The sequence below is a fragment of the Rhodococcus artemisiae genome (genome assembly GCF_036327795.1).
Classification (GTDB): domain Bacteria; phylum Actinomycetota; class Actinomycetes; order Mycobacteriales; family Mycobacteriaceae; genus Rhodococcus; species Rhodococcus artemisiae.
This window is the reverse complement of the sequence record NZ_JAUTXY010000008.1, coordinates 262,455-284,970: the sequence shown is the minus strand read 5'-3', so window position 1 is coordinate 284,970 and position 22,516 is coordinate 262,455. Positions and strand designations below refer to the sequence as shown.

The 22,516-nt window shown below is 66.3% G+C and carries 1 protein-coding gene (running past one end of the window); it reads right to left on the bottom strand.

What is annotated here, in order from left to right; all coding sequences use genetic code 11:
* On the bottom strand, positions 1-22,417 hold the 5' portion of the coding sequence (locus Q7514_RS18625; protein ID WP_330134737.1) for a non-ribosomal peptide synthase/polyketide synthase. The gene continues 7,448 nt to the left of window position 1, outside the view; the window shows 22,417 of its 29,865 coding nt (coding positions 1-22,417); it begins with the start codon at positions 22,415-22,417; the stop codon falls past the left edge of the window.
* Positions 22,418-22,516 lie beyond the last annotated feature (99 nt).

The window sequence follows — 22,516 nt, the reverse complement described above, 5'->3', positions numbered from 1 at the left end:
GGTTCACCGAATCGTGGGCAAGCAGCGCGGTCTCGATCTCGCCGAGCTCGATTCGCTGGCCACGGAACTTCACCTGGAAGTCGGTGCGGCCGATGTATTCGAGTTCGCCCTGCTCGTTCCAGGACACGAGGTCACCCGTGCGGTACATCCGATCGCCGGACGCACCGTACGGATTCGCGACGAACCGGTCCGACGTGAGGTCCGGGCGACGCACATAACCGCGTGCGAGCTGGACACCCGCGAGGTAGAGCTCTCCCGGGACACCGACGGGAACCGGGCGGAGCCGGCCGTCGAGGACGTACGCCTGCACATTCCATTCCGGGACACCGATCGGCACCACGTCGACCGAACCCGTCGCCGGCGCCTGCCAGTAGGTGGCGGACACGGCGGCTTCCGTGGGGCCGTACAGGTTGTCGATGTCCGCGGAGCTGATCCGGCGCACGCCGTCGATAGTCTCCGGCGGCAGGGCTTCGCCGATCACGAAGATGTCGCGCAGGGTGCGGCATTCCGCGGCGTCGGCATGGGCTGCGAACACCGTGAGCATCGACGGTACGAAATCTGTGATCGTGACCTGCTCGCGCGCGATGACTTCGGACAAGTACGCGGGGTCGCGGTGACCGTCCGGGGTCGCGATCACGAGCCGGGCACCCACGCTCAACGGCATGAAGAAGCCCCACAGCGACACGTCGAACGTGGTGGCGGTCTTCTGGAAGTACACGTCGTCCGAGGTCATCTCGAACTCGTGCAGCATCCATTCCGTCTGGTTGACGATTGCGCGGTGTGTCACCGCGACGCCCTTCGGACGTCCCGTCGAGCCCGACGTGAAGATCGCGTAGGCGGTGTTGTCGGGGCGCAGGGGTGCGATCCGCTCCGCATCGGTGATCGGTGCCGACGAGGTGTCCGACAGGTCGAGCACGTCGATGGCGATCGACCGGATGTCGAGATCCGACGGCACCTCGAACTCGTCGCGGGCCGTGGTCACGATGCACACCGGATCGGCAGTGTCGAGGATGTGCCGCACACGGTCGATGGGGTGGTCGGGATCGATCGGCACCCAGCCGCCACCTGCCCGGACGATCGCGTACATGCCCACCATCAGATCGAGGGACCGTCGGATGGCCAAGCCCACCAACGACTCCGGACCGACCCCTTGCGCTATCAGGTGTCGCGCGAGACGCGTGACGCGAGCATCGAACTCGGCGTAGGTGAGAGATACACCTTCGTAGACGAGAGCGACAGCGTCCGGTGTACGGGCAGCCTGCGCGTCGAAACGGTCGGTGAGCAGTGCCGACGCGTCGAGCTCGTGCGCCGAGTCGTTCCAGTCGTGGAGGATCCGGTCGAGTTCCGCAGCGTCGAGAAGCCCGATGTCACCCACGTGATTCTCGGGCTGCGCAGCGAGCGACTCGAGTGCGCGCACGAAGCGGGCAACGAGCGTGGACACCTGGTCGCGGTCGAAAAGGGCGCGCTGGTAGCGCAGTTCGACTTCCATTCCCGACTTGACGTGAACGAACAGGCTCAACGGGTAGTGCGTTGCATCGTGCGTGCCGACACCGGTGACAGACATACCGTCGATCGACGAGGCCTGCTGGGCGAGGCCCTCTTCGTCGAGCGGGTAGGACTCGAACACGGTGAGGGTGTCGAAGGCCACCGCCGGACCAGAGGCCCGCTGGATGTCGGTCAGGCCGAGGTGGTGGTGTTCGAGCAGCGCGGCCTGTTCGCTCTGCAGACGACCGAGGAACTCGGCGACCGGCTCGTCGGGATCGAACGACACCCGCACCGGCAGGGTGTTGATGAACAGACCCACCATCGACTCCACGCCGGGCAGGTCGGCAGGACGTCCGGAGACGGTAGCGCCGAACACCACGTCGTCGCGGCCGGTGAGCCGGCCGACCAGCACACCCCATGCGGCCTGCACGAGAGTGTTCACAGTGACGCCCAGCCGCGCCGCGGCCTCACTGATCGCGGTCAGACGCTGCGCGTCCAGCTCGATCTTGACACGGTCGTCGCCCTGCTCGCCCGGATGCCGGGGCGACTGCGGGGCAAGCAGTGTCGGTTCGTCGAATCCGTCGAACACGTGCGACCAGGCATCGCGCGAGGCATCCAGGTCGCGCGTGCCGACCCATTCGAGGAACGAGCGGTACGACCGCGCACGCGGCAGCATCGACGTATCGCCGCGGGTGGCATACAGGGCCATCAGATCCTGCATGAGCAGCGGCATCGACCAGCCGTCGACCAGCACGTGGTGCGTGGTCACGCCGAGCTGGTAGCGATCACCACCGAGCGAGACGAGCACGAACCGCATGAGCGGTCCGGTGTCCATGACGAACCCGCGGGTCTCCTCGTCGCGCCAGAACGGGACGGTGACCGTCACGCCCGACGACGCGACCTCCGAAGACATGTCGACAGTGCGCCACGGCACCTGCACGTCGTCGAGCACCAATTGGACCGAATCGCCCTCGTCGTCGGTGACGAAGACGGTGCGCAGGTTCGCATGCCGATCGAGCAGCCCCTGAGCCGCCTGGTGCAGACGCTCCGCGTCGACCGCGCCTTCGAGATCGAGCACGGCCTGCATCGTGTACACGTCGACGTCATCGTCGGCCGTCATCAACGCGTGGAACAGCAGACCGGACTGCAACGGCGACAGCGGCCACACATCGGCCACCTGCCGATACCGCGATTCCCACCGCTCCAGGTCGGACTGGGTCACGTTCACCAGCGGGACGTCGGACGGGGTGAGCCCGCCTGCGTCCGGTGCGCCGACGTGGTCGACGAGTGCGTCGAGCGCTGCACGCCAGTGCTGGGCGAATTCCTCGACATCGTCGCGGTCCAGCAGGCCGGTGGGGAATGCGATTCCGGCACCGAGCTGCGGGCCGTCCGGCCCATCATTGACGATCGCGTTGATGTCGATCGCTGCGCTGGCAGGCATGTCCGCGTCGAGCGCGGCATCGACCTTGCCGAGGGCGTCCGTCGGCGCCCACCCGATCGCCGCCAACTCCTCCGGCACATCCGCACCAGACACACGACCCAAATAGTTGAAACTCACCTGCGGCGACTTCGCCACCGCCGCCAACCGAACCGACGACTCCCCATCCAGATACCGCAACAGGCCATAACCCATCCCCCGGTCCGGAATCGCCAGCAACTGCTCCTTCACAGCCTTCACCGCAGCACCGACCGCCACACCACCAGCAAACGCCGCATCCACATCCACACCCGACAGATCCACCCGCACCGGATACGCACTCGTGAACCACCCCACCGTCCGCGACAGATCCGCCCCCGGCACCACCGCTTCCTCACGGCCGTGACCCTCGAACTTCACCAACGCAGACGACGACTCGACACCACGATCACGACGCCACCGCACCAACGCCAACCCCAACGCCGCCACCAGACCATCCGCAACACCACCACGGAACAACGACGGCACCGACGTCAACAACGCCTCGGTCTGTCGTGAATCCAGGGTCATCTCGATGCGTTCCACAGTGGAGGTGACATCGACCGCGGGGTCGAACGGCCGCTGTGCGAGCAGCGGGTCGGGGCCCTCGAGAACCCGCTCCCACAGTTCCAGTTCGTCGCGATGCGACGGTGCCGCCTCGACGAGACCGTGCGCCCAGCGTCGCAGCGACGTACCGACAGCGGCAAGCTCGATCTTCTCCTGCCCGGAGACGATCTGCCCCCACGCAAGACCGAGGTCCGGCAACAGGATTCGCCACGACACACCGTCCATCACCAGGTGATGGGCGACGATCAGCAACACACCCGGTCGGGTGCCGCCGGTGAAGTCGAACCACACGAACTGCAGCACCGAACCCGATGCGGGGTCGAGGAGTCCGAGCGCAGAATCGAGTTCGCGCGAGGCGATCTCGGTGAGATCGGCGTCGGAGATCTCCGCACCGACCTCGACCCTGGTGATCAGGGACGCGGGGTCGACGGTGCCCGCCGCGCGAATACGCAGTGTTGCCTCATCGCCGCTGCGTTGGAGGATCGACCGCAGCGCATCGTGGTGATCCACCACGGCACCGATCGTCCGCTCGAGCACGTCCGCAGTGATGTCCTGCGGAAGGTTGACCGCGATGGTCTGCGAGAACCGGTCGAAGCCGCCGGGCCAGCCCAGCACCTCACGCATGATCGGCGTCAACGGAACATCACCGACACCGCCACCCGGCAGTTCCTCGAGGCGCACGAGGTCCTGGGATTCGTCGCTTCGAACTGCGACCTCGGCCAGGCCCGCCACCGAACGCCGCTCGAACACATCCCGCGGCGAGAACACCACACCACGAGCCTTCGCCCGCGACACCAACTGAATCGATACGATCGAATCACCACCGAGCGCGAAGAACGACTCGTCCACACTCACCTTCTCCAAGTGCAGAACCTCCGCGAACACCTCCGCAATGATCTCCTCGACCTCACTACCGGCCGCACGAAACTCACGCTCCTCGAGCACCGGCTCCGGCAACGCATCACGATCCAACTTGCCCACCGGCGTCAACGGCACCTCATCGAGCACCACGATCGCCGACGGCACCATATGCGGCGGCAACGACCGAGCCACGAACTCCGTCAACCCCGCCACATCCACAGTCCGGCCCGCCGCAGGCAACACATACGACACCAACACCGTCGCACCCGACGCCGTCGAACGGCCGAGAGTGGTTGCCCAGTTGACCGATTCGTGCGTCGAGAGCACGGCGTCGATCTCGCCGAGTTCGATGCGGAATCCGCGCACCTTGACCTGGAAGTCGCTGCGCCCCACGAACTCGAGCTCGAGCCGATCTTCGACTGCACGCCACCGCACCACGTCACCCGTGCGGTACATGCGATCGCCGGATTTGCCGTACGGGTTCGGAACGAACCGCTCGGCGGTGAGGGTGTTGCGTCGGTGGTAACCGCGGGCAAGAGCTCGACCGGCCACATACAGCTCGCCGGCCATACCGGCCGCCACCGGACGCAGGCGCGAGTCGAGCACCAGAGTGGTCATGCCGACGATGGGCTCACCGATCGTGATCGGACGCTCCGGCACCATCTGCCCGAAGGTAGAGACGATTGTGGCCTCGGTGGGCCCGTACGCGTTGACGTAGGTCGTGCGCTTCGACCACTCCGACAACAGTTCCGGTGTGGTGACGTCGCCACCGACCGACAGCACTTCGAAGCTGTCGACCCCGTCGGATTCCATCGTCCCGAGCACCGCCGGGGTGATGATCGTGTGCGTGACTCGTTCGGTGCGCAGCAACTCCGCGAGATCCGGGCCACCGATGATCGTCGATGGCACGATGACCAACGTCGCACCGAACGAGAAGGCGGCCATCCACTCGAGTACCGACGGGTCGAAGCTCGGCGAGCAGATCTGCAGGAACCGCGACTCGGAGGTCACGCCGTACAGGTCGGTGACCATGTCCTTCAGACCGGCGAGACCCGAGTGGGTGACGACGACTCCCTTCGGCTGTCCCGTCGAACCCGAGGTGTAGATCAGGTAGGCGGGCTGGTGCACGTGGGTGGGGCGCACGCGATCCGCGTCGCCGATCGGTGTGGACGCACGAACGGCGACCTCCGCGATGAGGTCGGGGTCGTCGACGAGCAGCCATTCCGCGTCGTCGGGTAGACCGGTGGCGTGCTGCGATGAGGTGATACCCAGTGCTGCACCGGAATCCGACAGCATGTACCGCACGCGCTCGGCGGGGTACGTGGGGTCCACCGGCACATGTGCGGCGCCGGTCTTCGCGACGGCCATGACAGTGATCGCCATGTCGTACGAACGCGGGAAGGAGACGGCGACGAAGTCCTCGGCTCCGATTCCCCGATCGATGAGCACCCGGGCGAGCCTCGACGACGCCTCGTCGATCTCGCGGTAGGTGATCGACCGCCCCTCGTAACGCACCGCGGTGGCGTCGGGGTCCATCGTCACACCGATGGTGAGGAAATCCGCGAGGGTCTTCGGCTCGGTCAGGACGTCGTGCCCGCGCATGCGTGTGAGCTGCGCGAACTCCTCGTCGCCGAGCAGTGGCAGATCGCCGACCGGGGTCGTGGTTCCGGAGACGATGCCGTTCACGAGTCGCGTGAACCGCTCCGCGAACCGCTCGACCGTGCTGTGGTCGAACAATGCGCTCGCGTACGAGAACTCCGCGGACAGTCCGTCCGGATCTCCGGCGGCGTCGACGTGTTCGCGCAAGGTCAGACCGAGATCGAACTTCGCGATGTCGAGCTCGAACGGAACGCCGGACACACTCAGCCCGGGCAGTTCGAGGGCGGTTTCCGGCATGTTCTCGAACGACAGCACCACCTGGAACAGCGGATGCCGCGCGGTGGACCGCTCGGGGTTGAGCACCTCCACGAGGCGCTCGAACGGAATATCGGCGTGTGCGAACGCGTCGAGGTCTGCCCCGCGCACCCGCGCGAGCAAGTCCTCGAAGCCGTCACCGGCATCGACACGGCTGCGCAACACCAGGGTGTTGACGAACATGCCGATCAGATCGTCGAGTTCCGATTCGCCACGACCCGCGATCGGCGTGCCGATCGTGATGTCGTCGGAGTCGGACATGCGCGCGAGGAACACCGCCAATGCCGTGTGCAGAACCATGAACATGGTCGTGCCGGTCCGGCGGGCCAGCGCCGCGAGCTCGCGGTGCGTGGACGCGTCGAGCGCGAACTCGACCTTGCCGCCGGTGAACGACTGCACCGACGGCCGCGGACGATCCATCGGCAGGTTGAGCTCGTCCGGGACACCCGCGAGTGTGCGCTTCCAGAATTCTGCCTGCGCGGACAGCACGCTCTGCGGATCGTCCTCGGACCCGAGGACTGCGCGCTGCCACAGCGCGAAGTCCGCGTACTGCACGGGCAGAGGGGCCCAACCCGGAGCCGAATCCGCGGCACGGGAGACGTAGGCGGTCATGACGTCACGCGTGAGCGGTGCCATCGACCAGCCGTCCGCACTGATGTGGTGCGCGACGAACACGAGCACGTGGTGGGCAAGAACTTCCCCCTCATTGCCCGACAGGGCGAACAGTGCAACTCGCAGGGGGATCTCGGAGGTGACGTCGAACCCTGCCGAGACGACCTCGCCGACACGTGCGAGAAGGTCGCCCTCGGTGACGACCTCGGCGACGACCTCGGGTGCGGCGTCGGCCACGGGAACGATCTGCTGGAAGGGGTGACCGTCGATCTCGGGGTAGATCGTGCGCAGCACCTCGTGCCGCGCCAGAACGTCCCGCACTGCGGCCTGCAACGCACCCGCATCGAGTTCACCCGTCAAACGCACTGCGACCGGAATGTTGTTGACCGACGAGTCGGTGTCGAAGCGGTTGAGGAACCACATGCGCTGCTGCGCGAGCGACAGCGGCACCCTGTCGGGGCGCGGCTGCGGTACGAGTGGTGCCCTCGACTCGGTGTCCGCATGCTGCTCGGCAGCGACAGCGAGCGCACCGACATTCGGGGCGTCGAACACGATCCGGACCGGCACGCGGGTGCCCAGCGCTGCCCCGATGCGCGAGACCAGCTGCGTTGCGAGAAGCGAGTTACCACCGAGTTCGAAGAAGTCGTCATCGACACCGACCCGAGACACGCCGAGCACATCCGCGAACACACCCGCGACGATCTCTTCGACCGGCGTACGCGGCGCCCGGAACTCACGGATCTCGAATACCGGCTCCGGCAACGCCTTACGGTCCAGTTTACCGTTCACATTCAACGGCAACGCGCCGAGCACCATGAACACGGCAGGCACCATGTACGACGGGAGGCGGGAGCCCAGCGCGGTCTTCAGCTCGGCCGTATCGAGTTCCATGCCCGACTTCGGCACCACATACGCCACCAACTGCGCACCGGTGCGCTCGTCCTCACGCGCGATCACCGCAACCTCGCGGATGTCGTCCTGCTCCCGCAACGCCGACTCGATCTCACCGAGCTCGATCCGGAAACCACGAACCTTCACCTGGAAGTCGGTCCGCGACAGGTAATCCAACTCGCCCTGCGCAGTCCACCTCACGAGGTCGCCGGTGCGGTACAGCCGCTCCCCCGACCCGAAGGGCGACGCCACGAAACGCTCGGCGGTCAGATCAACCCGACCGTGATAACCCCGCGCCAACTGTGCACCCGTCAGATACAACTCACCCGGCACACCCACCGGCACCGGGTTCAGCCGCTCGTCGAGGACGAACGTCCGGGTATTCCACTCGGGCACACCGATCGACACCGACGCACCGGACGGCTCGATCACCTCACCCGCGGTCACCGATACCGCAGCCTCGGTCGGGCCGTACAGATTCACCAACCGGGCGGTGTTGCGCTCGACGAAACGCTCGGCCGTCGCCACCGGCAACGCCTCACCGATAGCGAGGATGCGGCGCAGCGACCCGTCCAACCGGCCATCACCGTCGATCATCAACGCTTCGAGCATCGACGGCACCACGTGCAACGTCGTCACACCGTGCTCGGCGATCAACGCGTTCAGATATGCCGGATCACGATGGCCGTCCGGCGATGCGATCACCACGCGACCGCCGGAGACCAGTGCCGACCAGAACTCCCACACCGACAGGTCGAACGTCGCGACCGTCTTGAGCAACACAGCATCGTCCGCGCCGAGTCCGAAGTACTCGCGCTTCCACAGCATCTGGTTCACGATCGCCGCGTGCGGCACCGCCACACCCTTCGGCCGGCCGGTCGAACCCGATGTGAAGATCACGTACGCGGTGTTCGACGGCCGCAAAGGTCCGCGCCTGTCGGCGTCCGTCACCCGCTCTGCCGAGAACTCGGACAGGTCCGCAGAATCCACCAGAACGGTGGAGACAGAGATCTCCCCGGGATTGACGAACTCGTCGCGCCCGGTCGTCAGTATCACCGCGGGCGCGGCAGCGTCGACGATGAACGCATTGCGCTCGTCCGGCTGATCCGGATCCACCGGCACATACACACCGCCCGCCTTGGCGACGGCATACATACCCACGATCAGTTCGGCCGAGCGACGCATGGCCAGCACGATCGTCGTCTCAGGCGCGACCCCCATCGAAATCAGTTTCCGGGCAAGCCGGTTGACGCGAGCGTCGAACTCGCCGTAGGTCACCGAGTCGAACTCGCCGTAGGCCCCCGAGTCGAACTCGCCGTCGAACACCAGCGCTGTGGCGGTCGCGTCACCACGCACCTGCTCGTCGAACAGATCCACGAGTGTGGCTGCACCGTCCACCTCGTGCACGGTGTCGTTCCACGCTTCGAGTACCCGGGTCTTCTCGACCGGGTCGAGCAACGGCACGTCGCCGACCGGCATCGCCGCGTCGGTGACCACCGCGCGGAGCACCCGGTTGAGGCGCTCGGTGAACCCTGCCACCGTCGACTCGTCGAACAGATCGGTCGCATAGGTGAAGAAGCCGGTGATGCCGGCGGCTCGGCCGTCGGCGTCGTATCGATCGGTGACGATCAGGTGCAGGTCGAACTGCGAGATCGCCATGTCGGCGTCGATTCCCGAGATCGTGAGCCCAGGCAGTTCGAGCGACGACTGGGCGAGGTTCTGGAATGACAGACCCACCTGGAACAGCGGGTGCCGTGCGGTCGAACGAGCCGGGTTCAGGACCTCGACGAGACGCTCGAACGGGACATCTGCGTTTGCGAACGCGCCGAGATCCGTCTCGCGGGTCTGCTCGAGGAGTTCGGCGAAGCCCACCTGGCCATCCACATGTGTGCGGAAGACCAGGGTATTGGCGAACATGCCGATCAGGTCGTCGAGTTCACGCTCGGCACGACCCGCGATCGGCGTACCGATCGCGATGTCGTCGCTCGCCGACATCCGCGCGAGGAAGACCGCGAATGCGGTGTGCAGCACCATGAACAGCGTCGTGTTGGTCTGCCTGCCGAGATCGGTCAGGCGCTGATGCAGGGCGGCGTCGACAGTGAAGTCGACCCGTGCACCGTGGAACGACTGCACTGCGGGGCGCGGGCGATCGGTCGGAAGATCGAGCTGATCCGGGAGACCCGCGAGGGCCTGCGTCCAGTAGCCGACCTGCTTGGACGCGATCGAGTCGGGATCGTCCTCCGAGCCGAGCACCGTTCGCTGCCAGACGGCGTAGTCCGCGTACTGCACCTCGAGCGCCTCCCACGTGGGGACACCGCCCTCGGAGCGCGCCACATACGCCTGCATCAGGTCGCGGGTCAACGGGCCCATCGACGAGCCGTCCGCCGAGATGTGGTGGACGACGAACGCAAGCACGTAGTCCGTATCTCCGACCTGGAAGAGTTTCGCAGCGAGCGGTACCTCATCCGTGACGTCGAACGTGGTGGCTCCCACAGCGGTCACAGCGTCGATGATCTCGTGCTCTGCCACCCTCACCGGGCACAGATTCGGGGTGACCTCGGTGGCCGGGACGATCACCTGGACCGGGCCGTCGACGGACTCCGGATAGTAGGTGCGCAGCGATTCGTGACGCGTGAGAACGTCGGCTACAGCAGCCTGCAGCGCATCCACGTCGAGATCGCCGCTCAGCCGAATCGCCATCGGCACGTTGTACGCGGCCGTGTCGGTATCGAAGCGGTTGAGGAACCACATGCGTTGCTGAGCGGGCGAGAGCGGGATCCGGTCGGGCCGGTGACCGGCTTCGAGCGGCACGCGGATCTCCGTGTCCTGCGACTCGACCACCGCGGCAAGCGCCTCGACCGTCGGTGTTTCGAACAAGGCTCGCACCGGGACCTTCGTGCCGAGCGCGAAGCTCAACCGCGACGCCACCTGGGTTGCGAGGAGCGAGTTGCCGCCGAGCTCGAAGAAGTCGTCATCGAGACCCACCCGGTCGATTCCGAGTACCTCGGCGAACACCGCCGCCACCGACTCCTCCACCGGCGACACCGGCGCACGGAACTCACGAGCCTCGAACACCGGCTCCGGCAACGCCTTCCGATCCAACTTACCGTTCACATTCAACGGCAACGCCTCGAGCACCACAAACGCCGACGGCACCATGTACGACGGCAATTCGGCCGCCAACACCGCCTTCACCGACGCCGCGTCGATTTCCGTGCCCGACCCCGGCACCACATACGCCACCAACTGCGCACCCGTGCGCTCGTCCTCACGCGCAACCACCGCCACGTCACGGACAACGTCCACACCACGCAACGCCGACTCGATCTCACCGAGCTCGATCCGGAAACCACGCACCTTCACCTGAAAGTCCGTACGCCCCACATAATCCAACGCACCCTCAGCAGTGAACCGAACGAGATCACCCGTGCGATACAGCCGCTCCCCCACCGCAAACGGCGACGCCACGAAACGATCCGCAGTCAGATCCACCCGACCGTGATAACCCCGCGCCAACTGCACACCCGCCAGATACAACTCACCCGCAACACCCACCGGCACCGGATGCAACCGGTCATCGAGCACATAGACCCGGGTATTCCACTCCGGCACACCGATCGACACCGACGCACCCGACGGGTCCACCACCTCACCCGCGGTCACCGACACGGCAGTCTCGGTCGGGCCGTACAGGTTCACCAACCGCGCCTCGTTCGACGCCACGAACCGCTGCGCCGTCGACGGCGGCAACGCCTCACCGATCGCCAACACCCGACGCAACGACCGAGACAACACACCCGACGACTCCACCAGCAGCGCCTCGAGCATCGACGGCACCACATGCAACGTCGTCACACCCTGCTCGGCAATCAGCGCATTCAGATACGCCGGATCACGATGCCCGTCCGGCGATGCGATCACCACACGACCACCGGAGACCAGCGCCGACCAGAACTCCCACACCGACAGGTCGAACGTCGCCGCAGTCTTGAGCAACACCGCATCGTCCGCGCCGAGACCGAAATGATCCCGCTTCCACAGCATCTGGTTCACGATCGCCGAATGCGGCACCGCCACACCCTTCGGGCGGCCCGTCGAACCCGACGTGAAGATCACATACGCGCTGTTCGACGACCGCAGCGGCGCCTGCCTGTCTGCGTCCGTCACCGGCTCTGCCGAGAACTCGGACAGGTCGACAGCATCGATCTCGACGAGGGAAACAGACCTCTCCCCCGTCGCTACGCTCGCCCCGGAGTTCCCCCCCGTCGCTACGCTCGCCCCGGAGTTCCCCCCCGTCGCTACGCTCGCCCCGGAGTTCCCCCCCGTCGCTACGCTCGCCCCGGAGTTCCCCCCCGTAAACCCGTCCCGGGTCGTCGTCAACACCGCGACCGGAGCGGCCGTGTCGAGAATGTACGCATTGCGCTCGTCCGGTTGAGCAGGGTCCACCGGCACATACGCACCGCCGGCCTTCGCCACGGCGTACATGCCCACCAGTAGTTCCACCGACCTGCGCATCGCCAGCACGACCGTCGACTCCGGCGTCACACCGAGCCCGATGAGGTGCCGGGCCAGACGGTTGACGCGGGCGTCGAACTCCCCGTAGGTCAGCAACCGACCCTCGAACACCACCGCGGTCGCGCCCTGATCGACGCGGACCTGCTCATCGAACAGATCCACCAGCGTCGCGGAGTCGGTGACCTCGCGTGCGGTGTCGTTCCAAGTCTCGAGCGCACGGGCCTTCTCGACCGGCTCCAGTAGCTCGATGTCGCCCACCGGAATCGTCGGATCCTCGACCACCGTTTCGAGGACTCGCACGAAGCGATGCGCGAAGCCGTCGACCGTGGACTCGTCGAACAGATCCGTCGCGTAGGTGAAGGTGGCGTCGATCCGATCCGGCGCGCCATCGTCGTCGTAGTGATCGAAGACGGTGAGCTGCAGGTCGGTCTTGGCGAGCTGGAGCTCGAAGTCGGTGGAGCTGACCGTCAATCCGGGCAACTCGAGCTCTGTGCGCGCCAGGTTCTGGAACGACAGGCCCACCTGGAACAGCGGGTTGCGCGCGGTGGAACGGACCGGGTTGAGCACCTCGACGAGACGCTCGAACGGAACATCTGCGTTCGCGAATGCACCGAGATCCGTCTCGCGGGTCTGCTCGAGGAGCTCGGCGAAACTCGTGCTGCCGTCCACCCGGGTGCGGAACACCAGTGTGTTGACGAACATACCGATCAGGTCGTCGAGCTCGCGCTCGCCGCGGCCCGCAATGGGCGTACCGATCGCGATGTCGTCGGTCCCCGACAACCGCGCCAGCAAGGTCGCGAAGGCGGCATTGACCACCATGAACAGGGTGGCGTTCTTCGAACGCGCGAGCCCCTGTAGCCGTCCGTGAAGTTCGGGAGCCAGCGTGAACTGCAGGGATTCTCCGCGGAAACTCTGGCTCGGCGGACGCGGACGATCCGACGGCAGATCGAGTTGATCGGGCAGGCCGTCCAGCGCACGCTTCCAATGGTCGACCTGCTTCGCGGCGAGCGAATCGGGGTCGTCCTCCGAACCGAGAATCTCTCGCTGCCACAGCGCGTAGTCCGCGTACTGCACGGGCAGGGGCTCCCACCCGGGGGCCTCGCCCTGCGAACGTGCTGCGTAGGCGCGCATGAGGTCGCGGGTCAATGGACCGACCGATGCTCCGTCGGCCGACACGTGATGGACCACGAGTGCGAGAATGTGCTCGTCCTCGCGCACCCGGAAGATGCGGACCGAAACCGGAACTTGTTGCGTCACATCGAACGTGGTGGACATGAATGCGACGATCGCGGGTTCGAGCTCGTCGTCGGCCACGTCCTGGATCGCGAGATCCGGCTCGACCTGATCCATCGGGATCACGACCTGGTGTGGTCCGTCCGGCGAATCCGGGTACACCGTGCGCAACGATTCGTGGCGCGCAATCACATCGAGGGCTGCGGCATGCAGGGCCGCGGTATCCAGTTCGCCGAGGAGGCGCACCGCGATCGGGATGTTGTCGACTGCGGACGACGCGGTGTCGAACTGGTTGAGGAACCAGTAGCGCTGCTGAGCCAGGGACAGCGGGATCTGTGCGGGTCGCTCGGTTGCCACCAGCGGACGTCGAGGTCCGGCCGCGTCGCCGTGTTCCAGACGAGCTGCAAGACATTCGACGGTCGACGCCTCGAACAGCATGCGCAGCGGCACCGTCGAGTCGAGTGCCGCACCGATCCGTGACACGACCTGTGTCGCAATGAGCGAGTTACCGCCGAGCGCGAAGAAGTCGTCCTCGACGCCGACGCGATCGAGACCGAGGACCTCGGCGAACACGCTTGCGACGACCTCTTCGATCGCCGTGGTGGGCGCCCTGAACTGCTTGACCTCGAATACCGGATCCGGGAGGGCCTTGCGGTCGAGTTTGCCGGACGCACCGAGAGGCAGCGCGTCGAGCACGATATACGTCGCGGGCACCATGTATGCGGGCAGGACCGAAGACAGTTCCCTGCTGACCGCAGCGTCGTCGAAGGTCCGACCGGCGACAGGGACGGCGTACGCGACGAGCTGATCCTGACGGACCAGCACGACCGCCTGATCCACATCGTCCCGTTCGAGCAGCGCCGACTCGATCTCCCCGAGTTCGATGCGCAGACCGCGCAACTTGACCTGGAAATCTGTGCGCCCGATGTACTCGAGCTCGCCGGCGGCGCTCCACTTGACGAGGTCGCCCGTGCGGTACAGCCGCACGCCCGATCCGAAGGGCGATGCAACGAACCGCTCAGCGGTGAGGTCCGGCCGGCGGACGTAACCTCGGGCCAGCTGGACGCCCGACAGATACAGCTCACCCGCAACACCCAGCGGAACCGGTCGCAGCCGGCCGTCGAGGACGAACACCTTCGTGTTCCAGACGGGAGCGCCGATCGGCACCGCGACAGTGTCCGCGGCGGTCACCTCGTGGTAGGTCACATCGACAGCGGCCTCGGTCGGACCGTAGAGGTTGTGAATCTTCACGGTGGGCAGGGTCGCCAGGACCCGGGCGGCGAGTGTCGCCGGAAGCGCCTCACCGGACGCGAAGATGTATCGGAGCTCCGACAACTCCGACACCGCCGGTTCGGTCGCGAACACTGCGAGCATCGACGGAACGAAATGCGCCACCGACACCGACTTCTCACGCATCGTCGACACCAGGTATCTCGGATCGCGATGACCATCGGGCGCTGCGATGAGCAGGCGCGCGCCGACCTGCAGGGGCCAGAAGAACTCCCACACCGACACGTCGAACGTGAAGGGGGTCTTCTGGAACACGACGTCGGCGGGCGTGAGGCCGTATTCGCCCTGCATCCAACGGAGGCGGTTCACGATGGCTTCATGGGTGACGGCGACACCCTTCGGCCGGCCGGTCGACCCGGAAGTGAAGATCACGTACGCGGTATCGGATGCACGGATCGACGCGGTGCGTTCCGCATCCGTGACAGGTACGGATGCGACCTCGGAGAGGTCGACCGTGTCGATCGAGACGACGGCGACGCTCATAGTCCCCGTCGCTTCGCTCGCCCCGTCTGCCTCACCCGGGACCTCGAAACCGTCGCGCTCGGTGGACAACACCACGACGGGCGCTGCGGTCTCGAGAATGTAGGCATTGCGGTCGGCAGGCTGATCGGGGTCGAGCGGCACATACGCGCCACCGGCCTCGACGACCGCATACATACCGACCAGCAGATCGATCGAGCGCCTGATCGCCAGACCCACATGGGATTCCGGGCCCACACCGAGCGCGATCAGGTGACGCGCGAGACGATGGACGCGGTCGGCGAACTGCGCGTAGGTCAGTGTCTCGCCCTCGAATTCGAGAGCAGTGGCATCCGGAGTGCGAAGTACCTGGGCCTCGAACAGATCGATCAGGGTCGACGAGGCGTCCGACAGCCGGTCCGTGTCGTTCCACTCCTCAACCATCCGGGTACGCTCGTCTGTGTCGAGCAGGCCGACATCACCGACCGCCACGGACGAATCGGTGACCACGGCGTCGAGGACACGCACGAAGCGGTCGGCGACACCGGAGATGGTGGACTCGTCGAACAGGTCGGTCGCGTAGGTCAGACCCACCGAGTACGCAGCCGAAGCCTTCGACGCTCCGGATTCAGCATCCCGGGTCTCGGTGACGACGAACTGAAGGTCGAATTTCGCTGTGGTGGTGTCGATATCGATACCCGACACCGTAATTTCCGGAAGTTCGACGCTATCGGCCGCGATATTCTGGAACGAGAGCATCACCTGGAACAACGGATGCCGCGCCGTCGAACGCTCCGGATTCAGCACTTCCACGAGACGTTCGAACGGCACATCCGCATGCCCGAACGCATCCAGATCGCTACCGCGGACCTTGGACAGCACCTCGTCGAACGACTCACCACCGTCGAGGCGGGTCCGCAACACCAACGTGTTGACGAACATGCCCACCACATCGTCGAGTGCAGCCTCACCACGACCTGCCACCGGAGTACCGATCGCGACGTCGTCGGTACCGGCCAGCCGTGCCAGCAACACCGACAACGCGGCGTGCACGACCATGAACGGCGTTGCCGCGCGTTCGCGCGCGAGGCGCAGGATTCCGTCGTGGATCCGTGAGCCCACGGTGAACTCGTACTGGGCACCGCCGTTGCTGGCGACGCCGGGACGCGGTCGGTCGGCAGGCAGATCCAGCTGCTCCGGGATACCCGCGAGCGTCTCACGCCAGAACGCCATCTGCGACGAGACCACCGAGCCCGGATCGTCCTCCGAACCCAGCACCTCCCGCTGCCACAACGCGTAATCCGCATACTGCACCCGCAGCGGCTCCCAGGCCGGTTCACCGCCGGCAGCGCGCACCGAGTACGCCGCGACGACGTCGCGCGTGAGCGGTCCCATCGAGAAACCGTCCGCGGCGATGTGATGCACCACCAGGACCAATACGTGCTCGGACGGCGAGAGTGCGAACAGTCGGGCGCGGATCGGCACCGTCATCGACACGTCGAAGCCGGCCGAGATCAGCGACTGCACATGCGTCACCAAGTCGGACTCCGGGACCGTCACCGGCGACAGATCGGGCACGACCTCCGACACCGGCAGCACCCGCTGGTACCCGACACCGTCGACATCCGGATACACCGTCCGCAACGACTCGTGCCGACCCAGCACATCCGACACCGCAGCCTGCAACGCCGCCACATCCAACGACCCCGACAACCGGATCGCCACCGGAATATTGTTCACCGCAGAATCCGGCTCGAACCGGTTCAGGAACCACATCCGCTGCTGCGCCAACGACAACGGCACCCGCTCCGGACGCACCTGAGCCACCAGCGGAGCACGCCCGTCACCACCGGACCGTTCGGCGCGGGCCGCAAGGTCTTCGACACCGGGTGCTTCGAACAGTGCGCGAACCGGAACGGTGATCCCCAGTGCTGCGCCGAGACGGGCCACCACCTGAGTGGCGATCAGCGAGTTACCGCCGAGCGCGAAGAAGTCGTCGTCGAGGCCCACGCGGTCGAGGTCGAGCACATCCGCGAAGACACCTGCGACGATCTCTTCGATCGGTGTCGTGGGGGCACGGAAACGGCGGGTTTCGAAGACGGGCTCGGGCAGCGCCTTGCGGTCGATCTTGCCGGAGCTGCCGAGCGGCATGGCGTCGAGCACGACGAAGGTCGTGGGGACCATGTACGCGGGCAACACCGAGGACAGGGCCTCCTGCGCCGCCCCCCGGTCGAACGTGCCCCCCTGCGCCGGAACGACGTACGCAACCAGCTGCTCGTGCCTCACCTCGGCCGCGGCGTGGGTCGCAGGAGTGTGTTCGAGGAGCGCCGATTCGACTTCGCCGAGCTCGACGCGCAGACCACGCAGTTTGACCTGGAAGTCGCTGCGCCCCAGGTATTCGAGTTCACCGGCGGATGTCCACCGAACGCGGTCTCCCGTCCGGTAGAGACGCGCACCCTCGTCGAACGGTGAGGCCACGAAGCGCTCGGCCGTCAGCTCCGGGCGGCCGAAGTATCCGCGTGCAACCTGGATGCCCGACAGGTACAGCTCCCCCACCACGCCCGCCGGAACGGGTGCGAGGCGGTCGTCGAGGACGTAGGCGCCGGTGTTCCACACCGGCGAGCCCATGGGCACGGATCCTGCGGTGAGCTCGCCCACCGGCCGCGCCGTGGCGTGCACGGTCGCCTCGGTGGGTCCGTACAGGTTGTGGAGTTCCGCATCGCTGACGCGCGCGAACTGCTCGGCAACCGAGACCGGGAAGGCTTCCCCTGCTACGAGAACGACGCGGAGGGAGGCGCATTCCTCCGCGGAGACAGCGCCGGCGAACACAGCGAGCATCGACGGCACGAACGACGTCGTCGTCACTGCCCGGTCTCTGATGACCTGCCCGAGGTAGGCGGGGTCGCGGTGACCGTCGGGAGTGGCGATGACGAGTCGGGCGCCGACTGCCGGCGCACCGAACAGCTCCCACACCGACACGTCGAACGTGAACGGCGTCTTCTGCAGCACGACGTCGGCGGGCCCGAGGTCGTATTCGGAGGTCAGCCACAGCACCTGGTTGACCGCGGAGGCGTGGGAGACCGCTACACCCTTGGGCCGACCCGTCGACCCCGACGTGAACAACACATACGCAACATTCGACGACCGCAACGGCGAAACACGATCCACATCCGACAACACCGCATCCGACAACCCCGACACATCCAACGAGTCGAGCTCCACCACCGGCACCGACACACCCTCGGCAACAAACCCATCACGAGCAGTCGTCACCACCACCACAGGAGCAGCAGTCCGCAAAATGTACCCATTACGATCAACCGGCTGATCCGGATCCAACGGCACATACGCACCACCGGCCCGAACAATCGCATACATCCCCACCAACAGATCCAACGACCGACGCACCGCCAGACCCACCGTCGACTCCGGCCCCACACCCACCGAAACCAAATAACGCGCAACCCGATTCACACGAGAATCGAACTCCGCAAACGTCAACGACCGACCCTCGAACTCGACCGCCACCGCATCCGGCGTCCGACGCACCTGCGCCTCGAACAAATCCACCAACGTCAACGACGACTCGACCGCATACCCCGTGTCGTTCCACCGCTCCAACACCACAGACCGCTCATCACCATCGAGCAGATCGATATCACCGACCCGCACAGACGGATCCGCCACGACAGCCTCGAGCACACGCACGAAACGGTCGGAGAATGCCGTCATGGTGGACTCGTCGAACAGGTCGGTCGCGTAGGTCAGGTCGACGAGATAGCCGTCGGCGGCATCGTCCGACACAGTGACCTGCACGTCGAACTTGGCCACCGCAGCATCCGTGTCGAGCGCTGAGACGGTCAGGTCCGGGAGTTCGAGCGAGTCGGTGTCGAGGTTCTGGAACGCCAGCATCACCTGGAACAGCGGGTGTCGCGCGGTCGAACGCTCGGGGTCTATCACCTCGACGAGACGTTCGAACGGCACATCCGCGTGCCCGAACGCCTCCAGGTCGCTGCCGCGAACCTGTGAGAGCACCTCGTCGAAGGACTCACCGCCATCGATCTGTGTCCGCAGCACCAGGGTGTTGACGAACATGCCGATGACATCGTCGAGTGCAGCCTCACCGCGACCTGCCACCGGAGTACCGATCGCGACATCGTCGGTGGCGGCCAACCGTGCGAGAAGCACCGACAACGCGGCGTGCACGACCATGAATTCGGTGGTACCGGTACGGCGCGCCAGGTCAGCGATGTGCGCACGAAGGCCGGAACCGATGGTGAACTGCTGCGCCGCACCGCGATACGACTCCACCAACGGGCGGGGACGGTCGGACGGCAGGTCCAGCTGCTCCGGGACACCCGCGAGTGCCTGACGCCAGAACGCCACCTGCGACGAGACCACCGAGTCCGGATCGTCCTCCGAACCCAGCACCTCCCGCTGCCACAACGCGTAATCCGCGTACTGCACCGGCAGCGGCTCCCACGCGGGCGCACTGCCCGCGGCGCGGGAGGCATAGGCCGTGACGACGTCGCGAGTGAGCGGTCCCATCGAGAAACCGTCGGCCGCAATGTGATGCAGGACCAGGACCAGGACGTGCTCGGTGTCGGACAGCTCGAAGAGTTGCACGCGGACCGGCACCGAGGAGGTGACGTCGAATCCCGCCGACACGAGATCGGTGATCTTCTCGACGACACCCGACGGGTCGACCGTCACCGGCGACAGATCGGGCACGACCTCCGACACCGGCAGCACCCGCTGGTACCCGACACCGTCGACATCCGGATACACCGTCCGCAACGACTCGTGCCGACCCAGCACATCCGACACCGCAGCCTGCAACGCCGCCACATCCAACGACCCCGACAACCGGATCGCCACCGGAATATTGTTCACCGCAGAATCCGGCTCGAACCGGTTCAGGAACCACATCCGCTGCTGCGCCAACGACAACGGCACCCGCTCCGGACGCACCTGAGCCACCAGCGGAGCACGCCCGTCACCACCGGCGGCGATGGCAGTGTCGATGAGGGACGACAGTTCGGCCGCGGTGGGCGCGTCGAAGAATTCGCGGACGTCGATGCGGACCTTGTGGTCGGCGTTGATGCGCGCCACCACGCGGGTCGCGCTCAGTGAGTTACCACCGAGCTCGAAGAAATCGTCGTCGACGCCGAGCCTGGGGGCGTCTTCGACACCGAGCCTGGGGGCGTCTTCGACACCGAACTTCTCGACACCGAGTACCTGTTCGAAGGCCGCAATGACGGCGTGTTCCGTCGGCGTGCTCGGTGCGCGGTATTCGCGGGCCAGTGAGCTGAAGTCGGGCTCGGGCAGAGCCTTGCGGTCGAGCTTTCCGCTTGCGCCGAGCGGGAATTCGTCCATCTCGACGAACAGCGACGGCACCATGTAGTCGGGCAGCCGACGGCGCACTGCGTCGGCGAGCTCGGTCCGCTCGATATGCCGCCCGTCGGTGACGAGGTAGGCGACGAGGTGATCGCCGAGCCCGGGATCGGAATGCACGACCACGACGGACTGTCGCACACCCGGATGATCGAGCAGGGCGGATTCGATCTCGCCGAGTTCGATACGCAGACCGCGCAGCTTGACCTGGAAATCGGTGCGGCCGATGTACACGAGGCGTCCGGCGTCGTCGAGTTCGACGAGGTCGCCGGTACGGTACATCCGGTCGCCGGGTTCACCGAAGGGATCAGCGACGAACCGGTCGGACGTGAGGTCGGGGCGGCGGAGGTAACCGCGTGCGAGCTGCACGCCTGCGAGATACAGCTCTCCCTCGACACCCGCGGGGACGGGCCGGAGACCTTCGTCGAGTACGTACAGCCCGGTGTCGGCCACCGCCTCACCGATCGGGACGACGGTGTTGTCCGCGGCGGTCGCGAAGTAGGTGACGTCGACTGCGGCCTCGGTCGGGCCGTAGAGGTTGTGCAGACCGGCGGAGCTGATCTCGTGGAAGCGAGCGACCGTCTGCGGAGGCAAGGCTTCACCGGACGCGAAGACGTATCGCAGGGTGCTCACCGATGCGGCAGTGGGTTCGGCGAGATAGACAGCGAGCATCGACGGCACGAAGTGTGCGATGGTCACTCCCCGGTCGATCATCGTCCGGGCGAGGTAGGCGGGGTCGCGATGCCCGTCGGGGATCGCAATGGACAGGGTGGCCCCCACCTGCAGTGGCCAGAAGAACTCCCACACCGACACGTCGAACGTGAACGGTGTCTTCTGCAGCACGACGTCGTCGGCGCGCATCGCGTATTCGGACTGGCGCCACGCGATGTTCGCGGTGATCGCGCGGTGCTCGACCGCGACGCCCTTGGGGCGGCCGGTCGAACCCGAGGTGAAGATGACGTAGGCGAGGTGATCGGCAGTCAGTGCACCCGTCCGCTCGTCCTCACCGATCGGATCGTCGGCGTATCCCGACACGTCGAGGGTGTCGATCGCGACGACCGGCACGGTTTCGGGGAGGTCGACGGCATCGCGCGCAGTGGTGACGACCGCGACCGGTCCGGCCGTCTCGAGGACGTAGGCGCTGCGGTCTGCGGGGTGGTCGGGGTCGAGGGGGACGTAAGCACCGCCGGCCTTGACGATGGCGTACATACCGATGAGCAGATCGAAGGACCGACGGATCGACAGGCCGACCCGGGTGTCCGGTCCGACGCCGAGCCCGATGAGGTGCCGTGCGAGGCGGTTGGCGCGGGCGTCGAACTCGCGGTAGGTGAGGTTCTCGCCCTCGATTTCGAGTGCGGTGGCATCGGGGGTGGCCGCGACCTGCGCGTCGAAGCGCGCGACGAGCGTGTTCGGGTCCGCTGTCACGGGCGCGACCGCGCCGTCGCCGAGGACCTCGGACGCGTCGGTGAGCAGGGTGTCGACGACAGCGGGGAGACCGCCGCCGCCGAGGAGACCGGGTGCGACGTTGGACAGGACCACGGGAAGGAGCGCGTCGAATCCGAGCACCCCACCCATCGCTGCGTCGAGCGTGGTGATCTCCTGCTGCAGCCCGGCGTAGGTGAGGTGCGTGTCACCCTCGGAGAGAGCGATGCGGTCGGGGTCGACGTCCACAACTGCGGCAAGCAACCGAGGAAGATCCTCGATCGTCAGCGCCGGCTTGCCCGCCATACCACCCGTCATCTACGTCATCCTCCTGAAATTGCTTACGCCCGGAGTATCACCGAACGCGCCGCAGCCCGATTCCACCGGGGACGGTACGGCCCCCGGTGTTCGAACGAC